Source organism: Vibrio sp. Vb2960 (genome assembly GCF_033337665.1).
Taxonomy (GTDB): domain Bacteria; phylum Pseudomonadota; class Gammaproteobacteria; order Enterobacterales; family Vibrionaceae; genus Vibrio; species Vibrio alginolyticus.
The window spans coordinates 34418-53307 of the sequence record NZ_JAWORD010000018.1 but is presented as its reverse complement, the minus strand read 5'-3'; the positions used below and the strand labels follow the sequence as shown (position 1 = coordinate 53307).

The 18890-nt window shown below is 42.9% G+C and carries 20 protein-coding genes and 1 pseudogene; 14 read left to right on the top strand and 7 right to left on the bottom strand.

The genetic code is table 11. From position 1 onward, the window contains the following. Positions 1 to 30 precede the first annotated feature (30 nt). The 5 genes from R7O03_RS16145 to def all read left to right on the top strand — a co-directional run bounded on the left by R7O03_RS16145 (position 31) and on the right by def (position 4110). A complete protein-coding gene (locus tag R7O03_RS16145) occupies positions 31 to 573 on the top strand; it encodes an AAA family ATPase (RefSeq protein ID WP_318131858.1) in 543 nt (180 codons plus the stop codon). A 107-nt stretch (positions 574 to 680) separates the two neighbouring features. After that, a complete protein-coding gene (locus tag R7O03_RS16140) occupies positions 681 to 2126 on the top strand; it encodes an AGE family epimerase/isomerase (RefSeq protein WP_262606758.1) in 1446 nt (481 codons plus the stop codon). A 461-nt stretch (positions 2127 to 2587) separates the two neighbouring features. Beyond that, positions 2588 to 2872 carry a YceK/YidQ family lipoprotein gene (locus tag R7O03_RS16135; protein ID WP_318131857.1) on the top strand — a complete coding sequence of 95 codons (285 nt, stop codon included), beginning with the start codon at positions 2588 to 2590 and terminating at the stop codon, positions 2870 to 2872. 32 nt (positions 2873 to 2904) lie between these two features. Beyond that, positions 2905 to 3369, top strand: a complete 465-nt coding sequence (locus R7O03_RS16130) for an ABZJ_00895 family protein (protein ID WP_017635325.1) — start codon at positions 2905 to 2907, stop codon at positions 3367 to 3369. Positions 3370 to 3603: 234 nt separating this feature from the next. After that, on the top strand, positions 3604 to 4110 hold the full coding sequence (def, locus tag R7O03_RS16125) for a peptide deformylase (RefSeq protein WP_017635324.1): 507 nt from the start codon (positions 3604 to 3606) through the stop codon (positions 4108 to 4110). A gap of 72 nt (positions 4111 to 4182) precedes the next feature. Here the strand turns inward: def and R7O03_RS16120 are convergent, their stop codons facing one another. Continuing rightward, positions 4183 to 4590, bottom strand: a complete 408-nt coding sequence (locus R7O03_RS16120) for a helix-turn-helix domain-containing protein (protein ID WP_031778925.1) — start codon at positions 4588 to 4590, stop codon at positions 4183 to 4185. Between the two features lie 84 nt (positions 4591 to 4674). Here R7O03_RS16120 and R7O03_RS16115 point away from each other — a divergent pair, with 84 nt between their 5' ends. From R7O03_RS16115 to R7O03_RS16100, 4 genes are all read left to right on the top strand, one after another. Then, entirely contained in the window at positions 4675 to 5178 is a 504-nt protein-coding gene (locus R7O03_RS16115) for a DUF2938 domain-containing protein (protein WP_318131856.1), read from the top strand. 226 nt (positions 5179 to 5404) lie between these two features. Beyond that, positions 5405 to 6433: a phospholipase A gene (locus tag R7O03_RS16110; RefSeq protein ID WP_005376466.1), complete on the top strand. Its 1029-nt coding sequence runs from the start codon at positions 5405 to 5407 to the stop codon at positions 6431 to 6433. A gap of 93 nt (positions 6434 to 6526) precedes the next feature. After that, the gene (locus tag R7O03_RS16105; protein WP_005388759.1) at positions 6527 to 6985 is read left to right on the top strand and encodes a hypothetical protein; all 459 of its coding nucleotides are present in this window, start codon (positions 6527 to 6529) and stop codon (positions 6983 to 6985) included. A 328-nt stretch (positions 6986 to 7313) separates the two neighbouring features. Further along, complete coding sequence (locus tag R7O03_RS16100) at positions 7314 to 8318, top strand: metal-dependent hydrolase (protein WP_318131855.1); 1005 nt, start codon at positions 7314 to 7316, stop codon at positions 8316 to 8318. 40 nt (positions 8319 to 8358) lie between these two features. Here R7O03_RS16100 and R7O03_RS16095 read toward each other — a convergent pair whose 3' ends face one another. From R7O03_RS16095 to R7O03_RS16085, 3 genes and pseudogenes are all read right to left on the bottom strand, one after another. Further along, entirely contained in the window at positions 8359 to 8751 is a 393-nt protein-coding gene (locus R7O03_RS16095) for a hypothetical protein (protein ID WP_005376463.1), read from the bottom strand. A 491-nt stretch (positions 8752 to 9242) separates the two neighbouring features. After that, the gene (locus tag R7O03_RS16090; RefSeq protein ID WP_318131854.1) at positions 9243 to 11003 is read right to left on the bottom strand and encodes an ABC transporter ATP-binding protein/permease; all 1761 of its coding nucleotides are present in this window, start codon (positions 11001 to 11003) and stop codon (positions 9243 to 9245) included. A 175-nt stretch (positions 11004 to 11178) separates the two neighbouring features. Then, positions 11179 to 11793 (bottom strand): annotated as a pseudogene (locus tag R7O03_RS16085) (PolC-type DNA polymerase III). A 356-nt stretch (positions 11794 to 12149) separates the two neighbouring features. On the opposite strand from R7O03_RS16085, the gene R7O03_RS16080 reads away from it, so the two are divergent. From R7O03_RS16080 to R7O03_RS16065, 4 genes are all read left to right on the top strand, one after another. Further along, positions 12150 to 13010 carry an immunity 49 family protein gene (locus tag R7O03_RS16080; RefSeq protein ID WP_318131853.1) on the top strand — a complete coding sequence of 287 codons (861 nt, stop codon included), beginning with the start codon at positions 12150 to 12152 and terminating at the stop codon, positions 13008 to 13010. A 137-nt stretch (positions 13011 to 13147) separates the two neighbouring features. After that, the gene (locus tag R7O03_RS16075) at positions 13148 to 14224 is read left to right on the top strand and encodes a threonine aldolase family protein (protein WP_318131852.1); all 1077 of its coding nucleotides are present in this window, start codon (positions 13148 to 13150) and stop codon (positions 14222 to 14224) included. A gap of 82 nt (positions 14225 to 14306) precedes the next feature. Continuing rightward, complete coding sequence (locus tag R7O03_RS16070; RefSeq protein ID WP_005376453.1) at positions 14307 to 14567, top strand: DUF5062 family protein; 261 nt, start codon at positions 14307 to 14309, stop codon at positions 14565 to 14567. Positions 14568 to 14791: 224 nt separating this feature from the next. Next, complete coding sequence (locus R7O03_RS16065) at positions 14792 to 15286, top strand: YcxB family protein (RefSeq protein WP_318131851.1); 495 nt, start codon at positions 14792 to 14794, stop codon at positions 15284 to 15286. Between the two features lie 119 nt (positions 15287 to 15405). Here the strand turns inward: R7O03_RS16065 and R7O03_RS16060 are convergent, their stop codons facing one another. The 3 genes from R7O03_RS16060 to R7O03_RS16050 all read right to left on the bottom strand — a co-directional run bounded on the left by R7O03_RS16060 (position 15406) and on the right by R7O03_RS16050 (position 17821). Beyond that, positions 15406 to 16146, bottom strand: a complete 741-nt coding sequence (locus R7O03_RS16060; protein ID WP_318131850.1) for a helix-turn-helix domain-containing protein — start codon at positions 16144 to 16146, stop codon at positions 15406 to 15408. A gap of 104 nt (positions 16147 to 16250) precedes the next feature. Beyond that, positions 16251 to 16712, bottom strand: coding sequence for a carboxymuconolactone decarboxylase family protein (locus R7O03_RS16055; RefSeq protein WP_005376442.1), 462 nt, complete (start codon positions 16710 to 16712; stop codon positions 16251 to 16253). Between the two features lie 197 nt (positions 16713 to 16909). Further along, the gene (locus tag R7O03_RS16050; protein WP_047104114.1) at positions 16910 to 17821 is read right to left on the bottom strand and encodes a DMT family transporter; all 912 of its coding nucleotides are present in this window, start codon (positions 17819 to 17821) and stop codon (positions 16910 to 16912) included. A gap of 93 nt (positions 17822 to 17914) precedes the next feature. On the opposite strand from R7O03_RS16050, the gene R7O03_RS16045 reads away from it, so the two are divergent. After that, positions 17915 to 18820, top strand: coding sequence for a LysR family transcriptional regulator (locus tag R7O03_RS16045; RefSeq protein ID WP_053307654.1), 906 nt, complete (start codon positions 17915 to 17917; stop codon positions 18818 to 18820). Positions 18821 to 18890 lie beyond the last annotated feature (70 nt).

The window sequence follows — 18890 nt, the reverse complement described above, 5'->3', positions numbered from 1 at the left end:
TTCACTCAAACAAAAAATAAGGAAACAATTTTGAATAAACTCATCGTATTCACTGGTGGTCCCGGTGCAGGGAAAACTTCGGTAATCGAACAGCTAAAAACACAAGGCTTTATCTGCGCGCCAGAAACCGGTCGTCACGTGATACAAACGCAGGTTGCCAATCACGGTTCAGCATTACCTTGGAATGACAAACAAGCTTTTCGAGACGAAATGATGAAGGCAGAAGTGAGCAATTACCGAGCTTTCAATGTCCACCAAGGGAATGTGTTTTTTGATCGCAGTATTGTGGACGTATATGGCTACAGTAAGTTGGAACAACTGCCAATCTCGCATGAGCTCATCACGCATTGCCAGACGCTTCGTTATCATTCTCAAGTGTTCATTTTTCCACCTTGGGCATCGATATTCAGTAACGATGAAGAGCGAAAACAAGATTTTTCTGAAGCGGTCGCCACGTATCAACAGATGGTCGATGCATACCACAAGTTCGGTTATCAATTGATCGAAGTGCCCAAAATGTCAGTCGAAGACAGAGTAGCGTTTATTCTCGGCTCAGTTATCGAACAAGGCTAAAAGATGATTGATGCAAACAAATGCGTAAGGCGATTGTGAGCACGACAACAATATGCGTAAAGGGAGTTATCTATACTGGATAAAATTCAATAACTTAATTGAGTGTTATGTCTTTTAAATATCTTACCTTATTGCTCGCAACGACGAGCATGAGCAGCTTTGCTGATGTAGGCCTGCCTTCGGGAGATGATTGGTTAAACCATGTGACGAATGGCCTAGCCCCATATTGGGTGATGGAAAGCGCGCATGGGCAACCTGCGGGGAATTTTCCGACTTTTCGTTGTGATAACGGTGTCATTCTCGACCCACAAAAGCCGTGTGAAGAATTAAACAAAGGGTGGATTAGCCCGCACTTCGATCGCGAATACACCCGCATGAAATCGCGCCAAACTTACGCTTATGGCGTGCTTTTTCATCTTACGGGTGACAAGCAAGCATTAGAGCTGGCAAAGAAAGGGGCTTATTACCTGATTGATCATCTACAAGATGAGAAAAACGGCGGCTTTGTGAGCTTTACGCGTAGTGGGAAACCGGGGATGGAGTGGCAACAACGAACTTCTCAAGACCAAGCATACGCCTTAGTGGGTTTGGCGATGTACTACTACTTGACTCAAGATCCAAAGGTCGAACAAGCGCTTATCGACCAGCAAGCGTTTATATTTAAACAATACCGACGAAGCGATGATCGCGGTCTGGCGTGGGTTTTGAAAGACGGTGATGGGGAAAGTGCGAAGCAGCAAGAGCTAGTCGCTCAACTTGACCAGATCAATGGCTATCTGTTGTTAACGGCGCCACTTTTACCACCGCCAGCGCAAGCCAAGTGGAAGCAAGATCTGCAATGGCTGACGCAAGTGATGATAGATAACTACCATTCCGTCAAAGAGCAGCGCTTTTATGGCGCGATACACCACAAAGCGGTAATGATGCCAGATGCGAAACACAATGATTTTGGACACACCATCAAGGCGTATTGGATGACGTATCTGACAGGTCAGTTGTTGGAAAATTCAAAGTGGACAGAGTTTGGTTTCAAAGGAATGAAACACACGCTTAAGCAAGCGCAATACCAGCAAAACTTTGAGCAAGTCAAAGCGCTTTTCTCACCAGAATGGCAGAGTAAATGGACGCAAGAGAGCATTCCTGCTTGGCAATCAAGACCATACAAGCACTATAGCTCGTCTTGGGAATGGGCAGAGCTCGATCAAGCGGCAATGACAGTTTCTCTTGTCGATGGTTCGATGAAAGAAACGCTTCAATACACGTTACCCACTTTTATGGACGTATGGGTGGATCATCAATATGGAGGAGTCGGTCTGAGTCCTAAATCAACCAAAGCGTTCCATTGGGGAAATGGTTACCACCAGTTTGAACATGCGTTGGTCGGGTATTTGTACGCGCAACAAATGGCAAAACAGCCCGCCAAGCTTTACTACGCGCGACTAGCCGAGAGTAAAATGCCACTTAATCCGTATTACTTTAGCGCAGACGTAAAATCGTTGTCGTCACAAAGTGATGGAGTCACCATCGCGACATTCACCAATATTCGACCTTAGGTTGGTCGATGGTGATGTGTTGGTTAAAGTCCGCGTAAAAGCCAATAAAATCCTCCGACAGCAAGTGCGACTATTAGCTATCTAGGTCTGTCACTAGATAAGCTTCAAGCAGTAATGGTGTAGGTATTGCCCATGGGGCGCTTACAAAAAGCCGTCAGAACCACTGGTTTTGACGGCTTTTTATTCTATGACAGGTAGAGACTTCAATTTTCAGCGCGATAGGTCCATGAAAACTTAAGTGAGATTCCAATCACGTCGCATAATCTCACTAGTGTCATTGGAAATAAATGAATTGTTTCTAATACATAGAACGTATTAACATGGTTGCACTTGGCCCATATGAGTAAATTCATTGAACATACAATTTGAGAGAGGGTTTAGTTGTAAAAATAATAGTTAGTTGGAATCTAGGTTAAATGAAAATAAAACTATTTAAAAAGCTATAAGTTGTATTTCTTGTGGTGTCAGCATCTTTAATGGTGGGGTGTTCGTCTATAGATGCGCATGCTGGTGGCGGATACGGAAAGCCGTTTTCAGGCACCGCGTTATCAGTCGCACGACAACCTTGCTATTTAAGAGCTGATATTACTTCTATCGCGTTATACCCACTATCATTGATTGACATTCCTTTGTCGTTAGCAACGGACGTTGTGTTTCTTCCTGTTGATTTAGTCATGGTAGTTACGCCAACAACGAGTTATGGCGGTGTTGTTTCTCTAGGTTGTCCAAGCGGAAGCATGATCTAAAACGCTTATTTTATTCAAATAAATGGAAAGAAATGAAAGTGGAATTAAAAAATAACTATTCAGAATCAGAAATAAATCAGCCACCATCGGTACTTCTTGTTACGTCTCTGTTGTGTCTGGCGTCCGTTTGTTGGGCTGCATTGCTGTTGGCCATTGAATATATTGTTGGGATAGAAATGAGTGGTACAGGCTTTCTTAGCACGTTAATCCCAGCCATGAGTGTTGGTTATTACTTCGGCTACAAGACTGGAGATGTAATGCCATCAAAAACAAGATGGTATGCTGTTTTACTGTGGACTTTAGCAAGTTTGGTAGTGTTCTCTCTTATCTTAATGTCGTTAGATATTTCTCCGTTTTATTTATTATCTGAGCTCGGTGGGGTAAGTATTTTTATTGCTATCATAATGCTAATAACGATTGGCATCGCCTACTTAATTTTAAAAAGTGGTGAGAAAATGGCGATTAGAGTATTACTCAAAGCCAAGGAAAGTCAGTAGATAAAATACAACAAACGATTCAATTAGGATCATGACAAGACGCCAGCCATAATGTGCTGGCGTTTTAGTTTCCTGTTTGTAGGATTTTTTGTCTAAAAGGCAAACCCATTGATTGTGTTGTAGTTTGAGTTAATGGTTTATGCCTTGTGCGCAAGATAGCTTAGCAGGTTTATGTATCGAGAAACGTGTGTATAATTCGCCACGAATTACGATTTATAGATATGAAAGGTAAGTATGGCAGTCCTCGAAATTCTCTCCATTCCAGACCCAAGGCTTAAAGTAAAAGCAGAAAAAGTCACTGATGTATCGACAGTACAAACGCTGATAGACGATATGCTAGAAACACTTTACGCAACGGGCAATGGTATCGGTTTAGCTTCAACCCAAGTAGGCAGAAAAGAGGCGGTTGTTGTCATCGATATCTCTGACGAACGCAATGACCCTTTAATCTTGGTTAACCCAGAAGTGGTGAGCGGAGAAAACAAAGCACTTGGTCAAGAGGGATGTCTCTCTGTTCCTGAGTACTACGCAGATGTAGAGCGTTACACGTCAGTTGTTGTGTCTGCACTAGACCGTGATGGCAACCCGATTACAATCGAGAGCGATGAGTTCTTGGCGATTGTGATGCAGCACGAAATTGACCACCTATCGGGTAACTTGTTCATTGATTACCTCTCACCGCTGAAGCAAAAAATGGCGATGAAAAAAGTGAAGAAGTACGTAAAAGCGAAAGCTAAGTAATATGAGAGGAAGTAACCCTCCATGTCGAGTTACTTCCTTTTAAATCAAGAATAGGAAGGTAGGGAGAGCGGTTCATCTCTGCTTTTGGGGGACATAACGCTTTACGACCTTCATAAGCTTCTGAAATGAAGAACAGTCCATATGTGACTCATGAGGGCAGGTGGCGACATGGTTGAGGCTGTCTCGCACCGCTTTCAAACGTTTTATTTGCTCATCAATCTCAAGTGCCTTTTTCGTTAGTAAGTCACGATCGATATATGGCTTTGAAACTTCTGATTGATTCAACATTTCTGCCATTTCGTTAAGCGATATTCCAGCGATACGCCCCAAACTAATTAAATTGAGTGTATTGAGTACCTCTGGTGAATATTGGCGTCTCAATCCATTCCTTCCTATCGAGCGAATTAACCCCAGCTGTTCGTAGTACCTGAGCGTTGAAGTCGGCAATCCTGATTTTCTAACCACTTCTGCAATATCCATATTATTCCCCATTGACTTCAAGTTGGCTTTAAGTTGTAGCATGCAACTAAGACCTTAACAAATCAAAAACATGAGGAGAGAAAAATGCTGCTTTTAATGGGATTGCAAGCGGTGCTAATAGGGATTGGTGCCACTTTGATAATGGATTTATGGGCATGGTTACAAAGGAGAGTGTTTGGTATTCCTTCATTAAACTATGCGTTGGTTGCGCGCTGGGTTTTGTACATGCCCCAAGGAAAGCTTATGCATGCGCCAATTATGGCGTCAGAGGCGATGCCGGGAGAAAAGTCACTTGGCTGGTTTTTGCATTATGCCATCGGAGTTACTTTCGCTTTGGCTCACGTTACTGTTTTTGGTCATCATTGGTTTGTAGAGCCCAGTCTAATGCCCAGCTTAATTACAGGCGTGGTAACGTTGATCTTCCCATTTTTGGTCATTCAACCTTGTCTAGGATTTGGTTTTGCTGCGAGTAAAACCCCAACACCTTGGAAAGCCCGTTTTCTTAGCACATTGGCGCATTTGGGTTATGGTTTGGGTTTATTCATAGCCGGGTTTGCAATCAAAGTTACGAGCCAGTATTTTGCATAGATAAAATGAGCATCATGCAAACGAGTGGTTTTTATCTATGATGCTCAACTCTTGGTTGTTTTTTGCGCTTTGATCATAGTTGACCGATATGTCTAAAGTCTGTTGCATTTATCCAAGACGTAAAGTTGGCGGACATTTAACATTGCCTTAACGTCAGAATGGCAAGCGGTTTACCAAGAAAAACTAAAATTATCTGGTTTGACATAAAGAATATTAAGGGTTTCAGATGGCTTCAAAAGTGGCAGGGATATCAATACTGAGTTTATTGGCAGCGCCAGTTGCGATGGGAGAAACAGCCAGTGCTTATGATTTATGTTTGCTAGACAAAATAAAGCAAAGCAAAGGTGAAGAAACCATAAAGAGCATTCGCGCGCAGTGTGAGCTTGACACAGTAACCAGCACAGTGCCCGCTGATCCAGAAATTGAAGAGCCTGAAGAACTTCAGGAAAGTTTGGTCGACAAGCGTTTGGAATCAGAACGAGAAAACGCGTTCGAACCGTTTAGTCTGGTCGCGCATCGCGTTAACTATATTCTTCCGTTTACGTACAGTGATCGAGTAAATAAACGCGCGTATGCTGACACCAAATACGGCGATGAACTGCGTAAGGAAGAGGCGGAGTTCCAAATCAGTTTTAAAGTACCAATGAACTATGATGACTTGTTATTTGATGGCGATGGTCTGTTTTTTGGAATGACTCTTAAATCATTTTGGCAGGTATACACGGGTGCAGCATCTCGTCCATTCCGTGAAACCAATTATCGTCCAGAGCTTTTTTACTACACCCCAACAGACTGGAAACCACTTGATGGTTCGACTTGGTTAGGTTTTGGTATTGAACATGAGTCTAACGGTCAGAGACAGGAGCTATCGCGCAGTTGGAACCGTGTCTATGCCAACGTAACCTTTGCAAAAGACAATTTTGCGGTTTCTATCCAGCCTTGGTGGCGTATACCTGAAGATGAAAAGACATCGCCTAATGATCCCAAAGGTGATGATAACCCGGATATCGAAGACTATATGGGACACTTTGAGCTATCGAGTGCTTACAAGTGGAATGGTTACGAGTTTACCTTTTTAGGTCGCCAGAACTTTCAAACACATAAGGGTTTTGCAGAACTGGGTGTGTCATTTCCGATTTGGGGCAAAGTTCAGGGGTACGCACAATACTCAGCGGGTTATGGTAAGAGCTTGATCGACTATGATCATAATCAGCAGCGGATTGGTGTTGGTATTGCAATCAACGGTGTTTTGTAGTTTTTCGTAGATGGATAGAAATTAACACTGGCAATTGAAATTTCAATATTTAGAATGCGAGGCTGAAATTGATTTCTAACCTAGAGTGATTTTATGCTTCGTGATTACACCTTCGATTGTCTTGTAACTATGCCTCGCCATGAGCTGGAAGAGTTTAGTGCTCGTATGATCAGTAAAATGGTGCCAGAAGACGTGATGAATGAGCTGTTCACTTTTGATCAAGAAGAAGTGGATAGTGAAGACCGCATGTTGTCTGCACGTCTTGATGCAATGCTACGCATGACAGCAATCGCACTGAGTGAAATTCAACAAGCGTTTGATGACTCAGACAACGCAAAGCAAAATAGCGAGCGAATGACGCGATTGGTGCTTTGGCATTTCTACGCGATCTCATTCCGTTTGGAAGAGGCCATCACGCTAGAAACACACTGTGCTCTAGTGGAAAAACTAATCGAAAATGCACCTTCGGATGTTTTTGCGTGGGTAAAAACATTGACGGAGCTGCTGCACACTTACGCTGAAATCAACGCGAAAGAGAATCCTCAAGACTAAACACCTGTCGTTTATCGTTCAGTAAATTAGAAACAAGGCGAGCCATTTGGTTCGCCTTGTTTTTTCGCGTCAGATAAACCTTCGGGTTTGAAATAACAAACAAGCCTAGACTCAGATTTGTTCGTTCACTAGCGAACGGCGTGATTCCTTCTTACACTAAATCAAGGTGTTTGTTGCTAAACAAGCAAATGCATGACTAAGTCGTGTATTGTTTTCCACTTAAATGCGGATAATTTATGTCGAAGAACCTTCTGGTTTTTAAATTGGAACCGACTATTGAGCGTGTACGCTTTCCAGCTGAGCTTCATCTATCTAAAGGAAGTGAACGATGGATCCGTTAACGCAAGGTTTATTGGGTGCAGCTTTGCCACTGGCGGTGAGCAACAAGCGAAACCTTGCAGTTGTTGGCGTGTTGGGCGTGGTCTCTGGGATGGCTCCGGATTTAGATGTGCTAATCCGTTCTTCAACTGATCCTTTGCTGTATTTGGAATACCATCGCCAATTTACTCACTCGCTCTTGTTTATCCCGTTTGGTAGTTTCATTTGTGCTTTGTTGTTGTATCCATTGTTCGCAAAAAAGCGAGGACTAAGCTTCCGGCAGAGTTGGTTTTACTGCGCGCTTGGTTATAGTACCCATGCGTTATTAGACGCATGCACCAGTTATGGAACACAGCTTCTATGGCCGATAAGCAACACGCGTTATGCTTGGAACACTATTTCGGTAATCGACCCCGCGTTCACACTCCCTATTTTAATATTGCTTTTGTTTGTTGCACTGAAGCGAAGCCCAAACTATGCCCGCATTGCATTTTTATGGTGCCTGGCTTACCTAAGTCTTGGAACGATACAACGAGATAGAGCAGAAGTAGCTGGTTGGGAAATCGTCAAAGAGCGACAACACAACGCTATACAATTAAAAGCCAAACCAAGTTTCAGCAATCTTTTGGTTTGGAAACTAATTTATGAAACGGAAGAGAGCTACTATGTAGATGCCGTAAGGGTGGGGCGTTCAATAAAAATTTACCCTGGCGAATCAACTCCAAAGTTAAATATAAAAGAGCAATTTCCGTGGCTAAACCCGCAATCGCAACAAGCAAGAGACATCGAACGTTTCCGTTGGTTTTCAAACGGTTTTGTAGCGACGGATCCGAATAATGAAATGCGAATTGTTGATATGCGTTATTCCATCGTACCAAACCAAATTAATGCGTTATGGGGCATCAATCTATCCCCAAAAGCCAGCGCAGACGCGCACGTTGAATACACTGCTCATCGAGGAAGTACTGCAGAAGATCGCCAAATTTTTTTCAACATGCTTACGGATTTTGAGTGATGGTTTTACTTTGGATGTCGATGCGGTTTCGTAATAACTATTACGCAGACTGAAAGTCCTTTACTAGGGTCGGCTTGCTAGCGAAGAAAATCTTGCCAAACAGGGACTTGTACTTCCAGCCAAGAGACAAAAGCCGTTTAGCTAAGTTCTTGTTTTCAATGATTGCAACCTCAACACCTTGGTAGTGGTAAGGATTGCTTTTGATGTAGTCGATAAATGCAGTAAGCACGCCTTGCCCGCGAACGGAGGGTGCAAAGTTGACTGCTACAATAGAAAAGCGTTGGCTACCTGCTGGGCAACGGACTAAACAGTGCCCAAGAGGATGAGTAATAGTCTCAGAAAATTCAGGAAAAGGGCGAGACTCAAGCTCTTGAGAAAGCGCATCGTATCGCTGACATAGATAAGAAAATAGTTGTTTCGCTTCGCTGTTCATATCGGTGCCGCTTTTGTGTTGCTTGGTTTAAAGGCATTGATGTCTCAAATATTGTAACCATAGATAGCAACACAAAACGCGGTAAACTTTTTCAGTAATGATTTCCTATTTTTGAAACCTGAATTATTACAAATGAAGCTGATTGGGTTTTATATGGTAGTTGTGAACGAGTGTTTCTAGTTGAAGGGAGAATACGCTGGTTACTGGAATTCCTTTGTTAAAAGACGAGCTGCTTGGTTTAATGCCGCTCGTTTAACTGCGAGTGGCATCTTTTGTATTTCGTCACCTTGTACAGCGACGATGGGACATGATGTGGGATCTTCTACCCTAGCTCTTCATGGTCTAAATTATCTCATTAACCACTCAGCGCACTGCTATCAGATCCCTAGTCTCGCCAGGGTTCACAGGACTGATACAAAAAAACATCGTTAAGCTATTGTTATTAAATTACTTTGTTCGCCTTTACTTACTTTTGAACGCTTAACTAGGCGTTACTCCAAGTGCTTAAATTGCAATGCCACAAGTCGCTGATACAACTCACAGCTTTGCATTAATGATTGGTGGTTACCAACATCGACTAACTCGCCATTGTCAAGCACCGCAATTTTATCCGCATGTTGGATAGTCGAAAGACGATGAGCAATGATCAGCGTTGTGCGTCCTTTCATTAGAGCTTCAAGTGCTTGCTGAACGTGATGTTCACTTTCACTATCAAGGGCGCTGGTAGCTTCGTCTAGCAGTAAGATTTTTGGATCTTTTAGAATCGCGCGAGCAATCGCAATGCGCTGCTTTTGTCCGCCCGATAGCCTAACGCCGCGCTCGCCTAAAAAGCTGTGATAGCCTTCGGGAAGCTTCTCAATAAACTCATGGGCATGGGCTTTTTTCGCGGCTTCGATAACTTGTTCATCCGTCGCTTCAGGATTACCGTAGCGAATATTATGGAAAACATCATGGCTAAACAGCGCTGGTTGTTGTGGTACGAGCGCCATTTGACGTCGAAGTTCGTTTGGGTCGAACTGTCGAATATCTTCACCACCAAACAACACTTGCCCTTGCTGTGGGTCATAAAATCGTTGCAGCAGTTCGAATAGTGTTGTTTTACCTGCACCAGAAGGGCCGACTAACGCCAGTACTTTTCCTTGTTCAGCGGTTAGATTTAATTCTTTGATTGCTGGTTGATTTGGGCGAGAAGGGTAGTTGAAACTCACCGAATTAAAGTTAATCTCAGCAGGCATGTCGGAACGGACAGGCAAATGGTTGCTTGGCGCTTTAATATCACTGTCTACTTGAAGGATCTCAATCAGCCGTTCGGTAGCACCTGCGGCTCTTTGCAATTCACCCATGACTTCGGAAATGGTTGCAGTCGATGAGGCAACCATAATGGCATAAAACACAAATGCGGCTAGGTCACCCGCAGACATTTTTCCGTGAATCACATCGCTGCCGCCTACCCAAAGCATGCCTGCAATCGCGCTGAACACAATCACAATAACGCCTGATATCAGGATCGCTCGCTGCTTTACTCTCTGTCTACCTACTTCATAAGCTTTTTCCACCTCGACAGCGAAAGCCGCTCGTTCATGCGACTCTGAGCTAAAACTTTGCACGGTTTTAATATGTTCTATCGCTTCTCCAGCGTAGCTTCCGACATCGGCCATTGAGTCCTGACTTTGGCGAGAGAGCGCACGCACGCGTCGTCCATAAAACAAAATCGGAACCAGAACCAAAGGCACAGAAGCAAGCACAATCAGCGTGAGCTTAACGTTAGTGGCAAACAACATTATGATGGCCCCAAAGCACATCAAAGCGCTACGCATCGCCATCGAGAACGATGAACCAATAATGCTTTGCAGCAATGTGGTATCGGTAGTCAAGCGCGACATAATGTCGCCACTACTGTTGGTCTCAAAATAGCTCGGATGCAGCGTAATCACATGGTTAAACACCGCAAGGCGAATATCCGCACTAACGCGCTCACCTACGGAAGAGACAAGGTAAAAGCGAAAGAAAGTCCCAATGGCAATACACAATGTGACACCGACAATAAACTGAATCGCATTGGTGAGCTCTTGCAATGATTGCTGAGCAAAGCCTTGGTCGATAAGAATGCGCACTCCATAGCCAACGGATAACGTCAAACTTGCTGTCGCGACAAGGGCAACCAAGGCTGCCGCAACCCGCCATTTATAAGGTGCAATAAAGGTGCTGAGTTTAAGAAGAATGCTGAGATTTTTGTTATTTTTTCTGCTCATGAGTGACTCACAAAGCGTTTTAGGTACCTGGCATAGTAAGCCAGTTTGGTTGGTGAGACCAGCGAACTACCGCTTTCGGATCAGGAAATTAACTGGGATAACCAATATCGCATGTATATCGAAAATCACTTAAACGTCGCGAAGAGACTAGAATCAGCTTTTAGTTCGGAGGGTGTTACGCACGGCTTTTGGCGAGTAGCAGGTCGACTTTTCCTTTGGCTGTTTTACTGACCGTTTGCATCAACTTAAAACTTGGTTTTTCGACGCCTGAGTTTTCTATCCCTTCGACCATTAAGAGCCAAAGCTTGGCCGTCATTTGCGCATCGGCTAGTGCACGGTGGAAAACACCGTCGTTGTCGATATTTTTATAGCGAACAAGTTCACCTAGCTTATGTGATGGGGCATCTTGAATGAGCCGTCTTGCTACCAGTAAGGAGCAAGCAAACTCACCCTAATAACCACAGTTGATTCGTTCAAGCTCTGCATCTAAAAATCGTTTATCGAAGGACGCGTTGTGAGCGATAAGGTTCTCGCCAGCAATGAACTCACTAAATGACGCCATTACCTCTTCGCAGCTTGGTGCCGATCGCAACATATTGTTGGTAATGCCGGTGTAGTTCTCAATGAAAGAACTCACTCTGAAACCGGGATTCATGAGTTGCTGAAAACTATCGACAACCTCGCCATCGACTAACTTTACTGCACCAATTTCTATTGCGCGATCACCTAAAGTAGGAGAGAGACCTGTGGTTTCAAAGTCGAGTACGACCACAGAGTTTGCTTGAGGCATAAAATTTTCCAGCTGAGTAATATTGCGCAAGAGTATTATCGAAAGCGACAGAAAAAGAAAGGCGAACACAATGGTGAATATCTGTCTATCTTTACTCCACAAAGTCAGTTTTCGTCGTCCACTGTTTATGGACAGGTACGTTCTGGCTTACCCATCGCGGCTTGTGCGGTAGCCTTATATTTCAAATGTTTTTCGGCTTTTCGATTCATTTCAATTAAGCATTAACTTTCGATACAACATACTGATTATAAATTGATTTTATAAATCAACTTCGGCATCATTCACGGCTTGATTTTGAGGATGAATATCATCACAGCAAAAAATTAGAACAACTTATAATGCGAGGCTAGGGAACGATGGAAACAATAAAAAATCACTATTTAGATATACCTGAAGAAAGAAAATTGCGTATTTTTCGTGAAGAAGATGAAAATTTTTACAGCTTCTGGGAAAGGATGCTTGATGAAAAACAATTTTTTTATAAGCAACCTCTTAAAAGAATGAAAGGCGATGCTTGGGATTCGCTTGAGGCATTCTTCACTGCTTCAAAATATGGACAACATCAGGCCTCGCCAGCTTATATAAAAAGGGCGCTTGAGTTACTGAATAACGTGTACTTGCTGGCCAATCATTCAGACCAAGTGGTTGAATTCTCCGTTGGGCACCGACACTTTTCGGAAGTGGGTAACCGTTCTGTTGCAGAAGGAACAATGGATGGATGGTTGGATGAAATCTGTTTAGCGATGGCCGCGAGAGATTGGCGCTGCGTAGAGCTGATGACCATCATGGATGAGTCATTAGTGCGTTTAAAAGATCCTTTTGATGTTGCTCTAGTCGAGTTCGTTAGCGGTGTATTTAGTAATTCATCAGCGCTCCCTGAGTTATTGCAAACTGTAATGGAGAAATCCTCCCCGCAATATTTAGAATCAACCAGAGTGCCATATGTACATTCTTTGTTTATTCCTTTTGTGAATGTGTTTGTTGCCATTATCGATGGCGATGAGTCACATTATCAAGAAGCACTGAGAGATGCGTTAGAGGCGCATTACCAGTTCTACATGAATGAAGATGTTCGCTATTCGCCAAAAGGAAATGTTTCTCTGAAGCTGACTGGTCTTGCTGCATTGGCATACGATAAGTATGGTTGGACGATTCCAGAAGCTGCATATTTGCCGAAATGGCTTGTTTACGGTGAGCATGATCTTCGTTCTGCGTAAATCACTCTTAAGTTAAATCTATGTCCAATCGGAGGTTCAGCACGGAGGCATACGCAGAAAATACATCGCGAAAATGCAGTTTACGCCTCCGTATTAACAAGTTACATTGTTGAAGCTTTGATTCAAAGGACAGAACAATGAGTGCCCACCTAAAACAGCTTTGTCATACCCATCTCCCTGGTAATAAAGAAGACTCTCCAGCTGAACACTTTGCGAAAATGGCAAAATGGTGCGAAGAAAACAACGTGAATCACGATGTCTACGGCGAGGGAGAAACGATTCAAGCGTTTGAGCAAAAGGTTGCCGATCTGCTGGGTTACGAGGCGGGGCTTTTTGTTGTAACAGGGACGATGACGCAGCCAACAGTGCTTGAAATTGTCACAAGACAAAAGCGTAATCCTATTGTCGCCATGCACGCATCTAGCCATATTCCGGTGCATGAAAAACAAGGCTATCAGCTTCAACATCGCTTTAGTATTTTGCCAGTAGGGAACCCTTACCAAACATGGAAGCTTGAGGATCTCACTGCGTGGCCGGATGAAATCGCAGCCGTACTTTACGAACTCCCGATGCGTGAAATTGGTGGTCAGCTACCTTCATGGCAAGAACTGGAAGAAATCAAAACGTACTGTGCCGAAAATGACATTCATCTCCACATGGATGGCGCAAGACTTTGGGAAACCGCAGCTTACTATCAGAAAGAATACCGCGAGATCGCCGCTGGTTTTGATTCGACCTATGTTTCACTTTACAAAGGCATCAACGGTATGGGCGGCTCTATGCTGCTTGGCTCAAAGTCGTTCATTGAACTGGCTTCAATGTGGATCAAGCGACAAGGTGGCAACCTGTATCACAGAACACCTTATGTGGTGTCTGCGGCAATGCAGTTTGATGAAAGGTTGGCACAAATGCCGGTTCTGTTTGAGCGAACAAAGCAGATCTACAAGATCATTGAAGAGTTCCCATCTTTGGCGGTAAGACCTACTCAGGCTCAAGCAAACATGTTGCACCTTATCCTGCCATTTAGCTGCGAAGAGTTGAAAGAACTCCAACACACGTTTGCCACAGAAAAGGGCATTTGGTTTGGTAACCCGCAAGTCACGGCACATCCAAATCAATCCATTGTTGAATGGTATGTTGGCGACTCCCTGCTCAATCTTGGTGATGACGAATTAAGGTCATTTTTCAATCAGTTACTCGGTAATAAGGCATAAACTTATCAATATGCGAGCTTACTAACACGCCATACGTGACACTTCATGTATTCTTAATTGAAGCGAAGAAGAGGATTTATCAATGTCAAAAAGCTCCAAGCTTCACAATGAAGACAAACTGGTTAAGAAGGCACTAGAGATTGGTGGGAAGATGGCGAAGCTACAAGGTTTTGATCTTCCACAGTCACCACAACCTCTAAGAGTAAAAGCGATTTACCTATTCTTGGTCGATGCCAAACAGATCACGCCACTGCCGGAAAGCAAGTTAGACGGTGCAAGCATCAAACACCGACTGGCAGTATGGATACACAGTGCATTGCCAGATAACGACCCTCTAAAGTAGAAAGCCTCAATAAGTCACACAGGTCATTAATTAACAAGGCGAGCCAAATAGTTCGCCTTGTTTGATCTTGGCAAGTGCACCAAGGTCTTTTTGAGTGGCGGTATCATTGATTTACAAAACAGAATCAAAAGGACTAAAGATAAATCCTGAGAAGCGCTACAATGCATGCGTTGCGAGAGTGCAACCAAGATTACTCATTTACAGAAGCCTTGAAGTAACCATACATGTCTAAAGATTTCGAATTCACTACAGAATACACACTCGACAAGCCATTTTTTGCTGAGTGTTATGATCAAACTAGCCAGCCAGTTAAGTTCCCGCAAGCGTATTTGAAAGGGATCCTCTTTCTAATTTTTGGTGTGGTTTTATTGGAGTTTGAACTGCTACCTAACGGTTACGTCGGTTGGTTCTTTATCGTATTGAGTGTGATTGAAGCGTGCAGCGTTTACTTCAAAAGAACTTGGTGGCTGTGGCGTCAAACCATCAGCTCAAGCCGCGGCAGTAAAGTGGTGTTTGAAGTGAATGCAGATGGCGTACGCTACAAAAGCGGTAAAGTTGACCGCAGCCTCGCTTGGAATGATATCGGCCAACTCGAACAAACTGATTTGGGCTTTATCCTTCACCTTGGTAAACAACGCCAATACATCAGCAAATCTTGCTTAAACGAAGAAGTGATCGCGTTTATGGTAGAGCAGCACGCAGCATCAAAAGCGAGCTAACCAACTCACATCAAGCTGGAATGAGCGATCGAAAAAGTAGGTGATATATGATCGAACTTTGTAGCAAGTATATCGTCGATTCTGAATCAATTGGGTTTGATGTAGAAAGCTAATAAGGCTTAGAGGTTTCTCTTTCGGACATACTGCTTCGGTGTCATGCGCGCAATCTGCTTACACTCTCTAGTCATGTGTGCTTGATCGGAAAAACCTTGCTCCAGCGCCAATTCCGATAAAGTAAGATCGGGTTGCGCTCGGAGTTGCTCTAAAGTGTGCTTCACTCGTTTAATGCGTTGGTAATGTTTAGGAGTAATCCCCAACCATTTCTGAAAATTGCGCTCTCTCTGGCGCTGACTGATGGTCCCTGTAGGTTGTTCAATAATGTGGCCGACATACTGCGGTTCATATTCCTCAATCAGTGTTTGAACCCAGCGATATAACGTAGAAATCCTTGCATATGGCGAACGCGCTGTTTGCAGAGACTCAAATGTTGCTAGTGCAGAAGAAGCCAAAGGGTGGTCGTCTTGAATCTGCAATAGCTGTTCTAGACGTTTACCAAATAGTTGATAACCAACAGCAGGATGAAAGCGTACGCCAGTCATCACCGTGCCTGGCGGTAGGCAGACTTGATGTGCCAGAATGCTCACAGGTAGTAGGACAACCCCTGGCGTTTGCCACTCACCATCCATTTGTACATCATTCTGTAAAATGAATACCACACCTGTACCAGCATCACTGAGTAATTGTTTACGTACGGTTTGCGTCGTATCAGGTTTGACGGATGCTGACCAAATGGCTTGAACATAGCCAGCTAAAGCCTTTTGAGGTTTTAAAATATCAAATTCTAAGTTCAAATGAATCATCCTATTTAACCTCAACTTAAATGAGAAAGTGATACACATGTACTTTTCATCTTATTAAGCTGAGGTATAAGCAGTGGCTTACAAGTAAGAACCGTCAAATAGAATTATCGAGGTTTATAGACTCCAACCTTTGGCTTAAATGCCTTAACTATTCGGTTCCAACTGTTGATCGCGTTGATCGCAATTGTTAGGTTGACCATAGCTTCTTCTCCAAAGGTATTCAAGGTCAGCTGATAGGTATCATCATCTACTGGTAGGCCAGCAGTTAGTAATTCAGCCCAGCCAAGCGCAACGTGTTCTGCATCGCTGTAGAATGGCATATCTTTCCATGCACTAAGCCCCCATATGCGTTCCGGCTTTTCACCTAACTTAAGCGCATCTTTACTATGCATGTCGATACAAAATGCACATTGATTGATTTGCGATATGCGTAACTTAACCAGTTCCCATATGATCATGTTCATAGTTTCTGATTGGCTAAATTGTTCATGGAAGTAAGCTTCCTGAGCGTATAGGATTTCTATTGCTTTTGGCGCTACTTCAATATAGTTGAGTCGTTTTTTCATGGTCATTCTCCTCTGTTTTTTACATAGTAAAAAACGCTCTTAGCAAAAGATTGAAGATTTTCGACATGCACTCAATAAAGTTAGATAAAAGAGTGAACGACGAAAGCGAAAAAATGTACCTATTGGAAACCAAGAAAACTTATGCCAATTAACAAAGTATTGCTCTAAATAATGCGACTTAAGGTTGGCGTCTATTTTTACTCCACCACCTTCCGTAAACGAGCAAAAGGTGCTGAGTTACCTATATACACACCAGCCGCAACGATAAAGACGCCTAAAACATTTTCCCATTGAGCCTGCTCACCAGAAATGAACGAAATCAGTAGAGTGAATACCGGCATAATATTAAATAATGGAGACATTTTATCTGGACCAAGAACGATAGCACCTTTCATCCAAAAGTAATAAGCGATCAAAGTGCCAAACAGGCTCATGTACGCTATTAGTGATAGGTCTTTAAATGTTATGGCATTTAAGCTACGGCTAAAGTCGCCGTGGTACATCGCTATAGCGACCATTTGAATGGCACCAATACTTAACACCCAACGTAACTGCTGAGTTACTGGGATATGAGATGTTAAACGCTTCGCTAGAATTGTGTATAAACACCCACTAATTAAAGCAAATAACATGTATAGATCACCAATATTACTATTGCTGCTAATAGAATGAATATTTCCCCCTGTAATGACGATTACCACTCCACAAAAACTGATTAGTGCACCTAAAATAGTTTTAACCGAAATGGAAGTTTTGAGAATAAAGCCCGACAACAAGATAGTGACAAGTGGTAGATTTGCCTGAACAACCGCTGCGTTAACTGGGGTAGTAAAGCTCATTGCAGAGAAAATAGAGAAGTTTTGGATAGTTACCCCCACGGTTGCTATAACAAACAACGACAACATACTTTTTCGTGTGAGCTTAGCTCCATATGGAGAGCGTTTAGTTCCTCTTATCAGTAAGAGTATTAAAGCTGCAACGGAAAATCGTAACGTCGCTGAATCCAAAGGAGAGACATCGCTATTAATAGCTTTTATTACGTTAAAGTTACTAGACCAAAAAAAGATAGCGACAACAACACCGCACCAAATTGATAAATGCTTAGACATAGATCTTCCTGATAAAAATTAACTTGACGCGATAATGCTATATATTTCATATTTGATTTTTAATAGCCAAATTTAAGAGGGTTAATCCCAAATATGGAACGTCACTCTTTGGATGACCTTTTGTTATTCGTTTCTGTTGCTCGCTATCAAAGCCTAACACAAGCATCTGAGCGTCTTAATGTCCCGTTAGCCACGCTAAGCCGGAAGTTAAAAAGGCTGGAAATAAACTTAAATTGCAGACTATTTAACCGCAGTGCACACCACTTTGCGTTAACAACTGATGGCGAAAAATATTATCAACTCTGTGAGCCGTTACTTCTTAGCTTAAATAATGTGACATCGAGAATTGCGACTGAGCGTCAGTCTTTAAGCGGAACGATCAAAATATCAGCGCCAATTAACATGACACAGATGTGGTTAAAGCGGTGCGTTTATGAATTTGCAGAGCAACATCCGAAGATATGTATCGATTTAGATGTACAGAATGAAAAAATCAATCTTGTATCTAACCGTGTCGATGTTAGTTTTCGTCTTGGTGATCTTATTGAACAAGACTGGATTGCTCAGAAATTATGGTCGATTCCATTTGCGCTTTGTGCATCACGAAGCTATTTAGAACAACACCAACCGATTACCCATCCTGAACAACTTGTGCATCATCGCCTAATTACGGTAAACAACGACAGCCAATGGAAATTAGTTAATCAAATCACCAATGAAACATTTGATCATCCGCTAAAGTTTCAATTCACTTCAAATGATGTACTACTAGTTAGAGACGCTGTCATCCATGGTTTAGGAATTGCGTGGATTCCAACCTATTACTTTCATGAGCTAAATCTTGATCAACATAACCTGCTGCCTTTGTTGCCAGAATGGCAATGCTCGGGTAAAGAAGTATTCATTATGTATCGAGACCGCGATAAAAGGCCTGCAAGAGTTGATGCATTTATTGAACATGTCTTAAATTGGAAAAATCGCATTCAAATGTTTGCTTGAAAGAGGTTTATCACATTGTGCTGTGCCGGTAACCTCAATTGAAGCTTCATGACTCTGCTTCAATTGAGTT

Coding starts and splice junctions, on each gene's coding strand:
- R7O03_RS16070 (WP_005376453.1), top strand. CDS start 14,307: ATGTCAAAAAGCTCCAAGCTTCACAATGAAGACAAACTGGTTAAGAAG.
- R7O03_RS16120 (WP_031778925.1), bottom strand. CDS start 4,590: ATGGATATTGCAGAAGTGGTTAGAAAATCAGGATTGCCGACTTCAACG.
- R7O03_RS16130 (WP_017635325.1), top strand. CDS start 2,905: ATGAAAGTGGAATTAAAAAATAACTATTCAGAATCAGAAATAAATCAG.
- R7O03_RS16115 (WP_318131856.1), top strand. CDS start 4,675: ATGCTGCTTTTAATGGGATTGCAAGCGGTGCTAATAGGGATTGGTGCC.
- def (WP_017635324.1), top strand. CDS start 3,604: ATGGCAGTCCTCGAAATTCTCTCCATTCCAGACCCAAGGCTTAAAGTA.
- R7O03_RS16080 (WP_318131853.1), top strand. CDS start 12,150: ATGGAAACAATAAAAAATCACTATTTAGATATACCTGAAGAAAGAAAA.
- R7O03_RS16100 (WP_318131855.1), top strand. CDS start 7,314: ATGGATCCGTTAACGCAAGGTTTATTGGGTGCAGCTTTGCCACTGGCG.
- R7O03_RS16050 (WP_047104114.1), bottom strand. CDS start 17,821: ATGTCTAAGCATTTATCAATTTGGTGCGGTGTTGTTGTCGCTATCTTT.
- R7O03_RS16065 (WP_318131851.1), top strand. CDS start 14,792: ATGTCTAAAGATTTCGAATTCACTACAGAATACACACTCGACAAGCCA.
- R7O03_RS16110 (WP_005376466.1), top strand. CDS start 5,405: ATGGCTTCAAAAGTGGCAGGGATATCAATACTGAGTTTATTGGCAGCG.
- R7O03_RS16060 (WP_318131850.1), bottom strand. CDS start 16,146: ATGATTCATTTGAACTTAGAATTTGATATTTTAAAACCTCAAAAGGCT.
- R7O03_RS16095 (WP_005376463.1), bottom strand. CDS start 8,751: ATGAACAGCGAAGCGAAACAACTATTTTCTTATCTATGTCAGCGATAC.
- R7O03_RS16045 (WP_053307654.1), top strand. CDS start 17,915: ATGGAACGTCACTCTTTGGATGACCTTTTGTTATTCGTTTCTGTTGCT.
- R7O03_RS16055 (WP_005376442.1), bottom strand. CDS start 16,712: ATGAAAAAACGACTCAACTATATTGAAGTAGCGCCAAAAGCAATAGAA.
- R7O03_RS16090 (WP_318131854.1), bottom strand. CDS start 11,003: ATGAGCAGAAAAAATAACAAAAATCTCAGCATTCTTCTTAAACTCAGC.
- R7O03_RS16140 (WP_262606758.1), top strand. CDS start 681: ATGTCTTTTAAATATCTTACCTTATTGCTCGCAACGACGAGCATGAGC.
- R7O03_RS16105 (WP_005388759.1), top strand. CDS start 6,527: ATGCTTCGTGATTACACCTTCGATTGTCTTGTAACTATGCCTCGCCAT.
- R7O03_RS16075 (WP_318131852.1), top strand. CDS start 13,148: ATGAGTGCCCACCTAAAACAGCTTTGTCATACCCATCTCCCTGGTAAT.